13 protein-coding genes and 1 pseudogene are annotated in these 16,183 nt (G+C 67.6%); 3 read left to right on the forward strand and 11 right to left on the reverse strand.

Going from position 1 to position 16,183, the window contains the following annotated elements; genetic code table 11:
- Positions 1–88: 88 nt before the first annotated feature.
- A complete protein-coding gene (yedA, locus tag MNR01_RS13045; RefSeq protein ID WP_241918204.1) occupies positions 89–1,048 on the forward strand; it encodes a drug/metabolite exporter YedA in 960 nt (319 codons plus the stop codon).
- Complete coding sequence (gene rarD, locus MNR01_RS13050) at positions 1,045–1,950, forward strand: EamA family transporter RarD (protein ID WP_241918205.1); 906 nt, start codon at positions 1,045–1,047, stop codon at positions 1,948–1,950. The genes yedA and rarD overlap by 4 nt, the downstream gene beginning before the upstream one ends.
- A gap of 208 nt (positions 1,951–2,158) precedes the next feature.
- Here rarD and MNR01_RS13055 read toward each other — a convergent pair whose 3' ends face one another.
- The 11 genes and pseudogenes from MNR01_RS13055 to MNR01_RS13105 all read right to left on the reverse strand — a co-directional run bounded on the left by MNR01_RS13055 (position 2,159) and on the right by MNR01_RS13105 (position 13,277).
- Positions 2,159–3,466, reverse strand: coding sequence for an ABC transporter permease (locus MNR01_RS13055; RefSeq protein WP_241920623.1), 1,308 nt, complete (start codon positions 3,464–3,466; stop codon positions 2,159–2,161).
- A gap of 21 nt (positions 3,467–3,487) precedes the next feature.
- Positions 3,488–4,645 (reverse strand): FtsX-like permease family protein, encoded by a 1,158-nt coding sequence (locus tag MNR01_RS13060; protein ID WP_241918206.1) that lies wholly within the window; start codon positions 4,643–4,645, stop codon positions 3,488–3,490.
- A 148-nt stretch (positions 4,646–4,793) separates the two neighbouring features.
- Positions 4,794–5,489: an ABC transporter ATP-binding protein gene (locus MNR01_RS13065; RefSeq protein WP_200607298.1), complete on the reverse strand. Its 696-nt coding sequence runs from the start codon at positions 5,487–5,489 to the stop codon at positions 4,794–4,796.
- A 78-nt stretch (positions 5,490–5,567) separates the two neighbouring features.
- On the reverse strand, positions 5,568–6,827 hold the full coding sequence (locus tag MNR01_RS13070; RefSeq protein ID WP_241918207.1) for an efflux RND transporter periplasmic adaptor subunit: 1,260 nt from the start codon (positions 6,825–6,827) through the stop codon (positions 5,568–5,570).
- A 151-nt stretch (positions 6,828–6,978) separates the two neighbouring features.
- Positions 6,979–8,352, reverse strand: a complete 1,374-nt coding sequence (locus MNR01_RS13075; protein WP_241918208.1) for a leucyl aminopeptidase family protein — start codon at positions 8,350–8,352, stop codon at positions 6,979–6,981.
- The gene (locus MNR01_RS13080; protein WP_241918209.1) at positions 8,349–9,065 is read right to left on the reverse strand and encodes an HAD-IA family hydrolase; all 717 of its coding nucleotides are present in this window, start codon (positions 9,063–9,065) and stop codon (positions 8,349–8,351) included. Before MNR01_RS13080 ends, MNR01_RS13075 begins: the two co-directional genes overlap by 4 nt.
- Before the next feature lie 193 nt (positions 9,066–9,258).
- Positions 9,259–10,308 (reverse strand): AI-2E family transporter, encoded by a 1,050-nt coding sequence (locus MNR01_RS13085; protein ID WP_241920624.1) that lies wholly within the window; start codon positions 10,306–10,308, stop codon positions 9,259–9,261.
- A gap of 77 nt (positions 10,309–10,385) precedes the next feature.
- Positions 10,386–10,820: a hypothetical protein gene (locus tag MNR01_RS13090; protein ID WP_241918210.1), complete on the reverse strand. Its 435-nt coding sequence runs from the start codon at positions 10,818–10,820 to the stop codon at positions 10,386–10,388.
- A 156-nt stretch (positions 10,821–10,976) separates the two neighbouring features.
- Positions 10,977–11,405: pseudogene (locus tag MNR01_RS13095) on the reverse strand (phage holin family protein); the annotation flags it as partial.
- Between the two features lie 6 nt (positions 11,406–11,411).
- A complete protein-coding gene (locus MNR01_RS13100; protein WP_241918212.1) occupies positions 11,412–11,774 on the reverse strand; it encodes a hypothetical protein in 363 nt (120 codons plus the stop codon).
- Positions 11,775–11,843: 69 nt separating this feature from the next.
- Entirely contained in the window at positions 11,844–13,277 is a 1,434-nt protein-coding gene (locus MNR01_RS13105) for a trypsin-like peptidase domain-containing protein (RefSeq protein WP_241918213.1), read from the reverse strand.
- 547 nt (positions 13,278–13,824) lie between these two features.
- Here MNR01_RS13105 and MNR01_RS13110 point away from each other — a divergent pair.
- Positions 13,825–15,993 (forward strand): adenosylcobalamin-dependent ribonucleoside-diphosphate reductase, encoded by a 2,169-nt coding sequence (locus tag MNR01_RS13110; RefSeq protein ID WP_241918214.1) that lies wholly within the window; start codon positions 13,825–13,827, stop codon positions 15,991–15,993.
- The last annotated feature ends 190 nt before the right edge of the window (positions 15,994–16,183 follow it).

Genomic DNA, 16,183 nt, shown 5'->3' on the forward strand with positions numbered 1-16,183 from the left:
GCCGTCGCTGACGGCACGAGGTGCGCTGCACGGCGCGGTGCTGGTCGCGTCGGAGGGCAGCACCCACCCACCCCCACGTGGAATCCGCATGAGCACCGCTGCACCCACCGCCGCCCGCGCCGCTCCCGGCGCGCTTGCCGTCGCCATTGCCCTGGCCTCGGTCTACATCCTCTGGGGCTCGACTTACCTGGCGATCCGCTTCGCCCTGGAAAGCTATCCGCCGTTCCTGCTCGGCGCAGGGCGCATGTTCCTGGCCGGCGCGATCATGTACGCAGTGCTGCGCTGGCGCGGCGTGCCCAGGCCGACCGGCAAGCAGTGGCGCACGCTGTGGGTGCTGTCGATCTGGATGGTGCTGCTGTCCAACGGCCTGGTGAACCTGGCCGAGACCGAAGTCGGCTCCGGCCTTGCGGCCATCGCCGTGGCCTCGATGCCGCTGTTCGCCGGCGTGTTCGCGATGCTGCGCGGCCGTCACCCGTCGAAGATCGAATGGGTCGGCCTGATCATCGGCTTCCTCGGCGTGCTCTGGCTCAATGCCGGCGGCGAGCTGTCGTCGTCGATGCTCGGCCTGGTGTGCCTGGTGATCGCACCGATCGCGTGGGCCTGGGGCTCGATCTGGAGCCGTGACCAGGACCTGCCGCAACCGTTCATGTCCGCCGCCGGGCAGATGCTCACCGGCAGCGTGTGGATGCTGATCGCCGCCGGGCTGCACGGCGAGCGCATGACCGCGATGCCCAGCGCCAGCGCCACCACCGCGCTGCTGTACCTGGTCGTGGCCGGCTCGATCTTCGGCTTCACCGCCTACATCTGGCTGCTGCATCATGTGCGTCCGGCGCTGGCGACCAGCTATGCCTACGTCAATCCGCCGATCGCGGTGCTGTTCGGCGCGCTGATCGGCGGCGAGCACTTCACCGCGCACGACCTGGGCGCGATGGCGGTGATCCTGGTCGGCGTGGTCATCATCACCCTGGCCAAGGCGCGCGCGGGCAAGTCGACGCCGGCAGCCGCAGCTGCACAGCCTGCGTCTGCGCCTTCAGAGCCGGCAGCATGAGCGACCACGCCACCGTGCGCGGCGGCCTCTGGGTCGCGGCTGCGTCATTCGTGCTGTGGGGGCTGATGCCGTTGTACTGGCATCTGCTGAAGGTGGTGCCGTCGCTGCAGATCGTGATGCATCGCATCGTCTGGAGCGCGCTGCTGGTGGCTGCGTGGCTGGTCTGGAAGCAGGGCCGCGGCTGGCTGCGCGCGACCCTGGCGCGACCGCGCGCGGCGTGGATGCTGGCGCTCAGTGGCACGCTGATCGCGTTCAACTGGGGCCTGTACGTGTGGGCGGTGAACGCTGGCCACGTGGTCGAGAGCAGCCTGGGCTATTTCATCAATCCGCTGGTGAGCGTGCTGTTCGGCGTGGTGTTCCTGCACGAGCGGCTCAACCGCGTGCAGTGGCTGTCGGTGGCGCTGGCGGCGACCGGCGTGGCGTGGCTGACCTGGCAGTACGGCCAGCCGCCGTGGATCGCCATTGGCCTGGCGCTGTCGTTCGCGCTGTACGGGCTGATCCGCAAGCTGGTGGCGGTCGATGCGGTCAGTGGGCTGGGGGTGGAGAGTGTGTATCTGTTCCTGCCGGCGCTGCTGGTGTTGCTGTGGTGCGAGACGCAGGGCAGTGGCCACTTCGCCAGTGGCTGGAGCCTGGGCGTCGATGCGCTGCTGGTGTTCTGCGGGGTGCTGACGGCGCTGCCGCTGATCGGCTTCGCTTTCGCGGTGCGTCGTGTGCCGTTGTCGGTGGTCGGGCTGATGCAGTACATCGCTCCGACCATCCAGTTCCTGCTCGGCGTGCTGGTCTTCGGTGAGGCATTCGACCGTGATCGCGCCACCGGCTTCATCTTCATCTGGGTGGCGCTGGCGATCTTCGCGATCGACGGGCTGATGCGCGCGCGCAGGATGTCGGTGCAGCCTGCCTGAGGCCTGCTATTGAGCCCCTCTCCTGATTGCGGGAGTGGGGTTTGGGTGCGTTCCGCGAGCAACGTCCATGGATCCCCGCCTTCGCGGGGATGACGGTGAGGGGACGACGCCACTCCGCAGACGCAAGCCTTGCCCCCCCCAAAAGCCGTCATCCAGCCAGAAAAAAGGGACGCCGAAGCGTCCCCTTTCCTTGGAGCCGTTCTGATGATTACGCCGCGCGCAACGCCTCGGTCACCGGCAGGCGCGCCGCGCGCAGGGCCGGGAACAGGCCGCCGACCAGGCCGATGCCGAGCGCCCACTTCAGGCCGTTCCACAACAGCTCCGGCGAGACCTTGAACTGGAACATCACCTGGCTGAAGTTGTTGCCCAGCGTCGACACGCTGTAACCGTTGAAGATCAGCCACGCGATCGCACCGCCGACCAGGCCGCCCAGCAGCGCCAGCAGCATCGTCTCCAGCATCACCGCCACCACCACCGGCAGGCCGCGGAAACCAATGGCGCGCATCGTCGCAATCTCGCGCGCACGCCCGGCCACCGCCGCGTACATGGTGTTCAACGCGCCGAACACCGCGCCCACCGCCATGATGCCGCCGATGATCGTGCCGAGGATCTTGAGGAACTTGCTCAGGCCCTCGGACTGCTTGGCGTAATAGTGGCGCGTCGTGTCGACGTCGAGCTTCAGGCGCGGATCGGCGGCCATCGCGGCCTTGAGCTTCTTGAAGCCGTCCTTGCCGTCGAGCTTGGCCGTCACCGACTGGTACGCGTTGCGGCGATAGGTCGAGCCGAGCGTGTCGGCGTCGGCCCACAGTTCCGAATCGTGCGAATCGCCCGAAGCGAACACGCCGACCACGGTCCATACCTGGTTGGCGAGTTCGAGCTGCTTGCCGACTTCCAGGTTGACGTACTGCTTCTTCGCGCCCTGGCCGACCACCAGCTCACGCATGCCGGGGTTGAACTTGCGACCTTCGACGATCTTCACCTGCGGCCGCAGGGTCCACGCCGCCTCGCCGACGCCGCGCAGCTGCGCATTGGCATCGGTGTGGTCGGCCTTGGTCACCATGTTGACCACCTGCGACAGCTCCGGCGAAAGCGCCGGGCGGCCGTCGGCCCCCTTGGCGATGCCGGCCAGCGAACTGATCAGCGGCACCTGGTCGCGCGTGATCACCGAGTTGGTCTCGGCCTGCGAACCGCCGCGCAGGATGATCGCGGTTTCGTCGTTGCCGGTCTGCTTGAGCGTGGCCTCGAAGCCGGCGCCCATCGCCAGCATCGCCACCAGTACGCCGACCACGCCGGCGATGCCGACCACGATCACCGCCGACGGACCCCAGCGCTGCGGAAGGCTGGCAATGCCGATCTTCGCCGCCTCCAGCGCCAGTCGACCGGTCCGGGTCAGCAGCAGCCACAGCACCAGCGCCACCAGCACCGCCAGAACGCCATACCAGGGCAGCATCGTCCAGGCCACCAGGCCTGCGACCAGTGCCAGCACCACGCCGAGATTGCCCAGCCATTTCTTCATGCGGCTCATGTGTGATTCCCCTTATCGGCCCGCGAGGGCGTCGACAATGTTCAGGCGCATCGCGCGCAGGGCCGGCAGCAGGCCGACGCCCACGCCGATGGCGAGCATCAGGCCGATACCGAGCAGCCAGGTCGCGCGGGGCATGTGCGGGAGCTGGATCAGCCCCATGCTCGCCGCGCTCACCGCCGGCATCACGATCGCCGCGATGCCCAGGCCGATCAGCCCGCCGATCACCACCAGCAGCGTCGCCTCGGCCAGCACCAGCCACAGCACGCTGCGGTTGGAGAAACCGATCGTCTTGAGCACCGCCAGCTCCGGAATGCGCTCACGCACGGCCTGCGCCATCGTGTTGCCGGTCAGCAGGACAAGGGTGAAGAACACCGCGCCCATGATCGAGGTGACGATCAGGCCGATGTCGCCGATCTGCTTGAAGAAGGCCTGGTTGAAGGCCTGCTCGGTCTGCGTCTTGGTCTCGTGGTCGGAGTTGTCAGACAGCGCATCGATCGCGCGCGCGACCTGGGTCGACTGGTTGGCATTGACCAGGTCCACCACGTACCAGTGCACCTGGCCCTTGCTGAAGTCGTTGGCCTCGTCGAAGTACTTCCAGTTGAACATCAACTGCTTTTCTTCGCCCTTGCGACTGTTGTCGGCGAGCTTGAAGATGCCGACCAGCTTGAACGTCCAGTTGTTGCTGCCCTTGGTCGGGAAGATCGTTGCCTGCAGCGGAATCGTGTCGCCGATCTTCCAGCCGTGCAGCTTGGCCAGCGCCTCGCCGACGATGGCGCCGTTCTGCGTTGCGTAGAACGCCTTCAACTGGTCGGGCGGGATGATGTACTCCGGGTACAGCTCGATATAGCCCGGGCCGACGGAGAAGTTGGGGAAGAAGTTTTTCGGATCCTGGTAGATGCCACCGAACCAGGTCGCGTACGAGGCCTTTGCCACGCCGGGAACCTGTTCGATCTGCGTCTGCAGGCGGTACGGCAGCGACTGGGTGATCGACAGCTTGGACGTGGTGATCAGGCGATCGTAGCCGGCGACGTTGGCGCTGGAGTTGAACGCCACGCGCACCGAGTCGAGCATCCCGAACAGCAGGAATGCGGTGATCACCGACAACAGCGTCAGGAACGTGCGGGTCTTGCTGCGGAACAGCGCGGCCCAGATCAGGTGCAGGTATTTCATCTCTGCTTCCTCGAAACTCTGATGATCCCTTCACCCGCGCGCGGGAGAAGGTGCCCGAAGGGCGGATGAGGGAGGGCGGCCGAAACGTGTCCGCGCGCTGCCCCCACCCCAACCCCTCTCCCGCAGGCGGGAGAGGGGCTACGGAATGTCAGTGCTCCACCGCCAGCTCACGCTCGACCAGGGTGCCCTTGTCGAGATGGATCGTGCGCTGGGCGTGATCGGCGGCCTTGGGGTCGTGGGTGACCATGATGATGGTCTTGCCGTGGTCGCGATTGAGCGACTGCAGCAGCGCCAGGATCTCCTCGGCGGACTGGCGGTCGAGGTCGCCGGTCGGTTCGTCGCAGATCAGCAAGGTCGGGTCGGAAACGATCGCGCGGGCAATCGCCACGCGCTGCTGCTGACCGCCGGACAGCTCATTCGGGCGGTGCTTGCCGCGGTCGGCCAGGCCGACCAGCTGCAGGGCGATCTCGGCATTGCGCTTGCGCTGCGCCGACGACAGCTTGGTCAGCAGCAGCGGCAGCTCGACGTTCTTCTGCGCGTTGAGCGTCGGCATCAGGTTGTAGAACTGGAACACGAAGCCGACGTTGTGGCTGCGCCACTGCGACAGCTGGCCGCCGCTCAAGGTGTCGATGCGCTGGCCTTCCACCTGGATCTCGCCACCGCTGGGGGAGTCGAGACCACCGATGAGATTGAGCAGCGTGGTCTTGCCGGAGCCGGACGGACCCATCAGCGCGACGAAGTCGCCCTTGGGGATGTCCAGGTCGATGCCGTGCAGCACCTCCACCTTTTCCGGACCGCGTTGATAGGTCTTCCTGAGATTGCGGATCGAAACCAGCGTAGACATTGCGACGTCCTCGAAACGGTAGGAGGAGGAACTGCGTTGATATTTCTGCGTTGATTGCTGAGGTGGATTGCCTGGTGCCTATTCGCTTGCCGCGTCGCCGTCGGACTCGGCGCCGGCGGCGGCAACCTTGACGCGGTCGCCATCGGCCAGATCGGCCGGAGGATCGAGCACGACCGTCTCACCGCCTGAGAGGCCCTGGGTCACTTCGCGGTCCTCGCCCAGGCTGCGGCCGATGGTGACCTCGCGCTGCACGGCCTTTTCGTCGGCGACCACGAAGGCCAGCTGCTTGCCGTCGCGCGATGCGATCGCCGCGGCCGGCACCAGCACGCCCGGCTTCTGCTTGGGCGCGTCGGTCTTGCCGGGTTCCAGGAAGCTCACGCGCACGCCCATGTCGGGGACGATGCGCGGATCCTTGGCCTTGAGCGCGACGCGTACCTTGACCGTGGCCTTGCCGCGGTCGGCGGCAGGAATGATCGCGATCACTTCGGCCGGGATCTTCCAGTCCTGGTAGGCGTTGAGCGTCGCCTCGACCGGCATCTTCGGCTGCACGCGGCCGATGAAGGCCTCGCCGACCTCGACCTCGATCTCCAGCGAATCCATGTCGACGATGGTGCCGATGCCGGTGCGGGTGAAGCCGCCGGTAGCCAGCGGCGAGACTATTTCGCCCGGCTGCGCCGCCTTGGCCGTGACCACGCCGGCGAACGGCGCGCGCACGATGGTGTTGTCCACGCCCAGGTCGGCGATGTGCAGTCGGTCGCCGGCGACCTTGGCGTTGCGTTCGGAGGTGGTCAGCTCGGCACGCAGCGAATCGCGCGCGGCGATGGCCTCGTCGTACTGCGCCTTCGACACCAGCTGCTGGTTGACCAGCGTCGACAGGCGGCGGGCATTCGACTCGGCCTCGGACAAGCGTGCGCGCACGCTCTCGACCTGGCTGCGCGAGGCGCCGACCTGGGCATTGGCGAGCGTGCGTTCGGCATCGGCGTCGATCGGATCGAGCGTGGCCATGACCTGGCCTTCCTCGACCTTCTGGCCTTCCTCGATCATCACTTCGCGCACCTTGCCGGTGATCTTCGCCGACACCGTGGCCATGCGCCGGGCGACCACATAACCGGTGGCATCGAGCACCGAGGCGTTGCCGCCGTTGCCGATGGCAGTCACGGTCGCGGTCTGGACCTCGACCGCGCGATCGCGGCCGAACACGGCCCAGGCCGTCAGTACCAATACGAGTACTACCGCAATGACGGCGATCACGATCCACAGGCCGCGGCGTGAAGCCGGCGGCGGTGGCGCGCTACGGTCTATGCGCAATTCCTTGAGCAGGTCGGACGAGGCAGTCATATGCACACCAGACGCAAGACGGCGCCTAGTGTGACGTCACAGAACCGATTGCGCCAACCTGCCGGAAGTCAGTTTGTGCACAGCCCAGGAGTTATCGCTACCACCACCACCGGTAGCCCGGGTAAGCGAAGCGCACCCGGGGAACGCCCGACTACGTCGAGGACAGCTTCCTGAGCAGCCCATACGCGCCGCGCAGGCCCTGTGCTTCACCGCCGGCCGGACGGCCCGGGCGGTCGCTGTCATTCCAGCTGTAGACGTCCAGGTGCGCCCACTTCTGCGCGGCCGGGACGAAGCGCTCGAGGTAGATCGCGGCGGTGACACTGCCGGCCATCTTCGACGGACCACCGTTGGCGATGTCGGCGACGGTGCTGGTCAGGTAGCGCAGGTACGGACGCCACAGCGGCATGCGCCACAGCGGATCACGCTGCTCGATGCCGGACTCCAGCCACAGCCGCGCGACGTCCTCGTCGTTGCTGTACAGCGCCGGCAGGTCCGGGCCCAATGCGATGCGCGCGGCACCGGTGAGCGTGGCGAAGTCGAGCAGCAGCGCCGGCTTCATCTCGCCGGCATAGGTGAGGGCGTCGCACAGGATCACGCGGCCCTCGGCGTCGGTGTTGTCGATCTCCACCGACATGCCCTGGCGCGTGGCGACCACCTCGCCCGGACGGAACGCATTGGGGCCGACCGCATTCTCGACCGCCGGCACCAGCAGGGTCATGCGCAGCGGCAGCTTGCGCGTCATCACCAGCTCGGCCAGGGCGATGGCATGGGCGGCGCCGCCCATGTCCTTCTTCATGTTGCGCATGCCGTCGGCCGGCTTGAGGTCGAGGCCGCCGGTGTCGAAGCACACGCCCTTGCCGACGATGGCCACGTGCGGATGTGCCTCGTCGCCCCAGCGCAGCGCGATCAGGCGCGGCGCACGGTGGCTGGCACGGCCGACCGCATGGATCGCCGGGAAATTGCGGGTCAGCAGGTCGTCGCCACTGATCACTTCGATCTGCGCGCCGAAGCGCTCGGCCAGTTCGCAGGCCACCTGTTCGAGCTGGTCCGGGCCCATGTCCTCGGTCGGCGTGTTGACCAGGTCGCGCACGCGGATGCAGGCGGCGAGCTGGGCGAAGGCCTCGTCGTCGCCGCCAGTCTGCAACTGCGCCGGCTGGCGCAGCGGCTGCTTGTAGCGGTTGAAGCGGTAGCTGCCCAGGCCCCAGCCCAGGTGCAGGGCGGAGCGGGCCTCGGGCGCGAGGTCGGTCGCCAGCGACCAGGCGCGCAACGGCAGCGCGTAGGGCGCGTGGCCGTACGAGTAGGGGTCGAGCAGGTCGGCGACACCGATCACCGCAGCGGCAATGCCACCGTCGGCGGCAGGCAGCGTGATCGCGGTCCATGGCGAACCGTCGAAACCCTGCGCGTCCAGCCATGCCAGCGCCGAAGGGTCCTGCGTCGCACGCCACTGGCCGATCGTGTCGCGGCTGACCACGTGCAGCGGCAGGCTGTCGATGCTCGCGTCGGCGAAACCGTGCGGGATGCTCATGCAGTAAGGAGTTCCGGTTGTTGTGCCATGTCCAGCCAGTCTGCCAGTTCGGCGAGCGTGGTGAATTCGAGGTCGGGGCGGATGTCGGCGTGCGGCCAGCGCACGGCGTCGCGATTGATCCAGCAGCTGCGCAGGCCCGCGCGGTTGGCGCCGATCACGTCCATCTCGATGTCGTCGCCGACATGCAGCACCTGCGCAGGCGCGAGGTCGAGCTGGCGGCACGCTGCGTGGAAGATGCTCGCCGCAGGCTTGGGCGTGCCGTGTTCGCGCGCACCGAGTTGGAAGACGAAATGCGCCGACACCCCGACGCGCGCCAGGTCGGCATTGCCGTTGCTGATCGCCGCCAGCGGCACGCGCGCGGCCAGGCGTTCGAGCGCGGCGAGCGAATCGGGATAGAACTCGACGCGGTTGCGCTCGGCGTAGAACGTCTCGAAGGCGGCGTCGGCATGGGCCGGATCGTCGCCGCTGAGTTCCATCGCCCGCACCAGGCTCAGCTTGCGCAGCTGGCTGAAGTCGTGGGCGAGGTCGGGGCGTTCGACGAATACGCGCTCGCGCAGTTCGCGCATGGCGGCGATCGGGAAGCGCTGCGCGGTGCCGGGGCAATGCTGCAGCAGCCACTCATGCAGCACCTGCTCGACCCGCGCCCCGATCGGCGCGAACGGCCACAGGGTGTCATCGAGGTCGAGGGTGATGGCGCGGACGGGGAAATGCATGGCGATATTTTAGCCTGTTTGCAGTGGTGGACCCGTCACGTTGTCGCGCGCCTGGTCCCCGGGTGCGGCCTGCGGCCTTACCCGGGCTACACCAACGCCCCGCCGCGTGCCCCCGCCGTCACCCGAACGCCCCGCCGCGTAGCCCGGGTAAGCGAAGCGCACCCGGGTCACCGTCGCCCGAAGCCCCGATGCTTCACTCCAGCAACCGCGCCCAGCCCCCCATCCCCTCGATCCGGTCCAGCACCAGCTTCACGCACACCAGCAGCGGCACCGCCAGCAGCAGGCCGATGATTCCCCACAGCCAGCCGAACAGCATCAGCGCCAGGATCAGCACCAGCGGCGACAGGCGCATGCGCCGGCCAAGCACGATCGGGGTGACGATCTGCCCTTCGATGGTGTGCAGGATCAGGTAGATGCCCGCCGGCAGCAGCGACGGCAGCAGCTTGTCGAACGCGACGAAGCCCATCAGCAGCATGATCACGATGCCGATCAGCGGGCCCACGTAGGGCGCGAAGTTGAGGATCGCCGCCATCGTGCCCCACAGCAGCGCCTCCTGCAGCGGCACGCCGAGCCAGTACAGCGCACCGGCCAGGGCCAGGCCGAGGGCGAGATTGATCAGGGTGATGGTCAGGACGTAGCGCGAGATCTCGCTTTCGATCGAATGCAGGATGTCGACCGTCAGCTTCTTCTGCTGCCGTGTCGGCAACAGCGCGATCGCGTTTCGCTGCAGGCTGTCGCCATAGACCATGAAGAAGAACGTCAGCAGCACCACCGCCAGCACCGACGCCACCCGACGCGGGGTCGCGGTCAGCGCCTTGTAGGGTTCATTGAGTTCGGTGCGGATCACCTGCACCGGCTTGCCGGTGCTCTCGCCGCCGGCGGCGCGGGCAATGTTCTGCGCGGCCTTGTTGGCGTCGAGCATCGGCTTGGTGAGGTCGCGCAGCTTGGGCGCGATCGACTTCATCTCGCGCGGCACCTGCCGCACCCATTCGCCGGCCGGTTCGACCAGCTGGTTGCCGAGCGCGCCGGCCGCCGCCAGGCCGCCGACCAGCACCAGCACCGCGCCAAGGAAGCGCGGGATGAAGAGCTTCTGCAGACCGCGGATGATCGGGTTGCCGACCAGGGCGAAGAACATCGCCAGCAGGACCGGCAGGATCAGTTCCTGCGCCGCCCACAGCGTGTAGCCGACGGCGAGCGTGGCCAGCACCACCGCCGCGCTCGACGATCGCGGACGCGGCGGCAACGGGCTGGGCGGAACCTCGACGTCCTCCGGCGGAAGACGCGGGCCCTGCTCGGAGGGTGCTTCGGGTTCGGGGATGCTCAAGGTTCGACCGGATCGACGACGGCGACGCGTGCAGCTTGCACAGTTGCCTCGGCGCGCGCCAGCGTGGCCGCCTCATCGTCTTCGCCGGTGGTCGCCGCCACCGCACTCGCCGGTGTCGCCACTGCCTGCTCGGCGCTGGCGGCGGCCTGCTCGGCGCCTTCGGCCGCGACCTGGGCACTGCCGCCCGCAAACAGGCCGGACACCATCGTCACCAGTTGCATCAGCCCGCCGCCCTTGCCCAGCGTGCGCAACGGTTCGGCGCGGCCGACGACGAAGCCGGCGGCGAGGCCGGCGATCACGATCCGTCCCGGTGTCCAGGCTTCGCGCCAGGACGTGCGCAGCCTGGCAACGTCGGCGGCGACGGCGCGCTCGCTCACCTCGAGCGCATCCTCGGCCTGTTCGACCTTCTGGATCAGCTTCTCAAAGCGCATGGTGAGGGCTCATGGCGGGTGTCATGGCGGAGCGACGTCGATGCCCTGTTCGTCCTTCTGCGCCTGGCTGGCCTTGCTGGCCTGCGCATGGCGCCTGGCGGCGTCGCGCGCGGATTCGCTCGAGCCCGGGCCGGGCATGAAGTCGGCCAGTTCGCCGATACCCAGCCGCGCCAGCTGCCGGCGCGTGGCCTGCAGGCGCGTGTGGTCGAAGTAGTGCATCGCCCGCCAGCAGGCGTAAGCGGTGACGGCCAGGCTGAGCACCGCGGCGATCAGCATCGCCAGCAGCCACGACAGGCCCAGGCTGGTGAGGAGGGCGACCAGGCTGCCCATCAGGAACAGCCATGCCGAAGCACCGAACACGATCGCCACGCCGGCGAAGGCGACCGCGCGACCGAGCGCGCTGCGCGCCAGTGCCAGGTCGGCGGCGACCAGGCTGCGCATCGCTTTCGCCGATGCGGTCGCGGCGCCGAGGCTGGCGCGCGCGGTCGCGCCCAGGTCGCCGAGCGATTCGCCCAGGTCGGGCGGCGGCGCAGGTCGTTCGGCCTGGGGTCCGTCGGCCTCGCGCTCGTCCCCGGCCTGGCTCACGTGGGCTTACTTGTCGCCGCTGCGGGCGAGCTTGGCGATGATCCAGCCCGCCGCGAAGGCGACGCCGAAGGAGGCAAGCGGGCGCTCGCGGATCAGTTCGGCGGCGCTGTCGATCAGGTCGCGGCCCTTGTCCATCAGCGCATCCACCTGCTCACGGGCAACGCCACTGGCCTGCTCGGCCGCGGCGATTCCCGACAGCGCGGAGTCGGCCAGGTCGGCTTTCACGTTGGCCTTGCCGACGCGCAGCTCGTCGCCGGCGGCAGTCGCCGCGCCGCGCAGTGCTTCGCCTGCGTCGCTTGCCGCCTGCTTCAGGTGACCGCCTGCCTCGCTGAGATGGGCCTTCATGCCGTCGCTGGGGGTGGAATTCATCAGGTACTCCTCCGTAAGGGGTGCAGGTCCGTCCTGCCCAACATGACCCGGGTTCAGGGTGACCCAAGGTCACTGCATCGGCAAGTTGCCCTGCCGGCCGCCGCCGCGTACGACGCGCAGGATCAACTGTGCCGGAGCCTGCGTGAAGCTGGCGCGGAAACCTGAAAGGTCCTCGAACTTGCCGGAAGTAGCGGCAGTGACGATGTCGTCCTTCTGCAGACCGTTCTGCGCGGCGCGGCTTCCGCGCGCGACCGACTCGACCAGCACGCCCGAATAGCCCGACTGGCGCAGGCGCTCGGGCAGCTCGGCGAAGACGGCGCCGGCCAGGCGCGGATCCATCTCCAGTCCCTGGAACGACTTGGGTTGTTCGCGCAGCGAAGTGTTCAGCTGGATCACCTTGCCGTCACGACGCACGTCCAGCGCGACGCGGCTGCCGACCGCCTGCAGGCCTTCGAAGTTGCGCAGCGCGTCCGGGTCGTCGATGCGCTCGCCGTTGGCGGCGACGATCACGTCGCCCGGCTTGAGTCCGGCCGCGGCCGCGCCGCCACCGGAGTACACCTGCGTGACCAGCGCGCCGCGTGCTTCGTCCAGGCCCAGGCCCTGCGCCAGTCGCGCATCCACCGCCTGCGTTTCCAGGCCGAGCGTGCCGCGGATGACGACGCCGTTGTTGGCGATCAGCTGGCCCATGATGTTGCGCGCCAGGCTGGTGGGGATGGCGAAGCCCAGGCCGATGTTGCCGGCCATCGAACCGCGCGGGTTGAAGCTGGCGGTGTTGATGCCGACCAGTTCGCCGTTGAGGTTGACGAGGGCGCCGCCGGAATTGCCCGGATTGATCGAGGCGTCGGTCTGGATGAAGTTCTGGAAGCCCAGGCCACGCAGGCCGGTGCGACCGACCGCGGAAACAATGCCCGAGGTCACCGTCTGGCCGATGCCGAACGGGTTGCCGACCGCGACCACGAAGTCGCCGACCCGCAGCGCATCGGAGTTGGCCAGCGGCAGCGCGATCAGGTTGGGCGCGGTGATGCGCATCAGCGCCACGTCGGTATCGGGGTCCGACCCCAGGAACTCGGCCTTGAGCGTGCGCCCGTCGGCGAGCGTGATCGAGACTTCGTCTGCGCCTTCGATCACGTGGTGGTTGGTCAGCACGTAGCCGCGCTGGGCATCGACGATGACGCCCGAGCCGAGCGATTCGTTGATCCGCTCCTGGGTCAGCTCCGGGAACATGCGCCGGAACATCGGGTCGCCGCCGAACGGGCTCACCTTGACCCGCTGCTTGGTATGGACGCTGACCACGGCCGGCGTGACCTTGGCCAGCATCGGCGCCAGCGACGGCAGCGGCTGGCCGCTGACCACGGCTGGCAGCGCGGCGACCGCCGGAACGGCCGTGGCGGCGGCGGGTGCGGCCTGGGCCGGAGTTTCCAGGCCGTCGCGGATGGCCGTTGCGGCGAAACCGCCGAAGGCGGCCGCCAGGGAGAGGGTAAGCAGGGTCGGCAGAGGGCGCATCGCGTCGTTCTGGCTGAAGGGGAGGGGGTATGGAGCGCGCGCCGCATGCAGCGGCTGATCGGGCCCAGTGTCTGGCAAGACCACTAAATAGGCCATGAAGTTTCCGCCATTCGCGCCGGCGCCGCAGCCCCCTGTAGCGCGCATCGCCGACGGGCGGGTGTTGCAAGTGCACCTGCCGCACTGCATCGCTGACGGCCGTCACGCATTGTGACTGCGATCAAAAAAGCGTTGACTAAATCCAACACCGGGTTTAGCTTGAACCCTCGCCTCGGCCACTACATGTAGTGGTTTCCAGGCGACGGGAGCCCAAAGTTAGGGTTTTCCCGGCTTAGAGTTGCAGTACTGTGAGCGTCCTCGGGGGATGGCGCGGAACGGGAGCAAGATGAGCCCTAATTCGAACCAAAACCAATGTTTCGCGGACGTGCAAGACCGGTCGCGGGCATCGCCGTCGGCGGTTGTTTAGTCGCCAGTGGCTGAGTGGCAACCAATATAAGAATCCACCGGCAGCGGTCCCGATCCGTTGCCAGAACGAGGAGAAAGGACAGGCATGAGCACAGTGCGCCTCGAGGCGGTCAAGACGGCCGCGGCTGACCGGGGGGACCTTGAAAGGGAAATCCCGATGCAGCCCGCTTCCCAGGACATCTGGGACAAGAAGTACCGGCTGAAGACCAAGACGGGGAAGGCGGTCGATTCCGACATCGACGCCACCTACCAGCGCGTGGCCAAGGCCCTGGCCGAGGCCGAGCCCAATGCCGAGAAGCAGCAGTACTGGAACGAGCGTTTCGTGTGGGCGCTGCGCCGCGGGGCCATTCCCGCCGGCCGCATCACCTCCAACGCCGGCGCGCTCGAGCACAAGCCGGCCACCTCGACCATCAACTGCACCGTCTCGGGCACCATCGAAGACTCGATGGACGGGATCCTGGAGAAGGTCCACGAGGCCGGACTGACCCTGAAGGCCGGTTGCGGCATCGGCTACGAGTTCTCGACGCTGCGTCCGCGCGGCGCGTTCGTCGCCGGCGCCGGCGCCTACACCTCCGGCCCGATGTCCTTCATGGATATCTACGACAAGATGTGCTTCACCGTGTCGTCGGCCGGTGGCCGCCGCGGCGCGCAGATGGGCACGTTCGACGTCTCCCACCCGGACGTGAAGGACTTCATCCGCGCCAAGCGCGAAGACGGCCGCCTGCGCCAGTTCAACCTGTCGCTATTGATTACAGATGGCTTCATGGAAGCCGTCGACACCGACGCCGACTGGCCGCTGGTGTTCCCGGTCAACATGAAGGAAAAGGGCGACATCAACCTCGACGACGCGACCCAGGTCGTCTGGCGCGAGTGGCCGACCCACCGCAACTACATCGTCCGCGACGACGGCCTGGTGGCCTGCAAGATCTACGGCCACATCCGTGCCCGCCACCTGTGGGACATGATCATGGTCTCGACGTATGACTACGCCGAGCCGGGTTTCATCCTCATCGACCGCGTCAACGAGATGAACAACAACTGGTGGTGCGAGAACATCCGCGCAACCAATCCCTGCGGCGAGCAGCCGCTGCCGGCCTACGGCGCCTGCCTGCTGGGCTCGGTCAACCTGACCAAGTTCGTGCGCGACCCGTTCACCGACCAGGCGACCTTCGACTGGGAGGAGTACAAGGAAGTCGTGCGTGTGTTCACCCGCATGCTCGACAACGTGGTCGAGGTCAACGGCCTGCCGCTGGAGCAGCAGCGCAACGAGATCATGCGCAAGCGCCGCCACGGCATGGGCTTCCTCGGCCTGGGCAGCACCGTGACCATGCTGCGCATGAAGTACGGCAGCAAGGAATCGTGCGAGTTCACCGAGCGCATCTCCCGCGAGATGGCCGTGGCCGGCTGGGAAATGGGCCTGGCGCTGGCGAAGGAAAAGGGCGCCGCGCCGATCATGGACGAGCTGTTCGCCGTCGATGCCGAGATGCTGCGCAAGCGTCCGGAGATGGTGAAGGACGGCTGGAAGATCGGCCAGGACATCCCCGGCCGCGTCCTGCACGCCCGCTACAGCCGCTACATGCAGCGCGTCGCCTCGGTGGCGCCGGAGCTGGTGGACGAACTGGCCGAGACCGGCGCGCGCTTCACCCACCACAGCTCGATCGCGCCGACCGGCACGATCTCGCTGAGCCTGGCCAACAATGCCTCCAACGGCATCGAGCCTTCCTTCGCGCACCATTACAGCCGCAACGTGATCCGCGAAGGCAAGAAGTCGAAGGAAAAGGTCGACGTCTACTCCTACGAGCTGCTGGCCTACCGCGAGCTGATCAACGCCAAGGCCATGCCGTTCTCGGATGAAGAGCACGCCAGGCTGCCGGAGTACTTCATCTCCGCTGACGACATCTCGCCCAAGGAGCACGTCGACGTGCAGGCCGCGGCGCAGAAGTGGGTCGACAGCTCGATCTCCAAGACGGCCAACGTCCCGACCGACTACCCGTACGAGCAGTTCAAGGACATCTACCGTTACGCCCACCAGCAGGGGCTGAAGGGCTGCACCACGTTCCGCTTCAACCCGGCCGCCTTCCAGGGCGTGCTGGTCAAGGAAGCCGACCTGGAGAACACCACCTACCGCTTCGAGCTCGAAGACGGCAGCGTGCTCGAGGTCAAGGGCAACGAGCAGATCGAATACGACGGCGAGATGCACACCGCCGCCAACCTGTTCGATGCATTGAAGGAAGGGTATTACGGCAAGTTTTGAGCGCTGTCGTTCCGAGCGCAGGGAGGGACCTGCTTTCATGGCGTCAGGCAACATCGGCACCCGGGGGAAGCAGGTTCCTCGCCACTTCGGAACGACATCGGCGAAGGCAGGAGGCGGCCGTTTCATCGCCTCGACGCTGAACCAGGGCCGGTTCCGTGTTCATGTACCCGGCCCGTACGCGCGACGCATT

This window comes from Lysobacter sp. S4-A87, assembly GCF_022637455.1.
Lineage (GTDB): Bacteria > Pseudomonadota > Gammaproteobacteria > Xanthomonadales > Xanthomonadaceae > Lysobacter_J.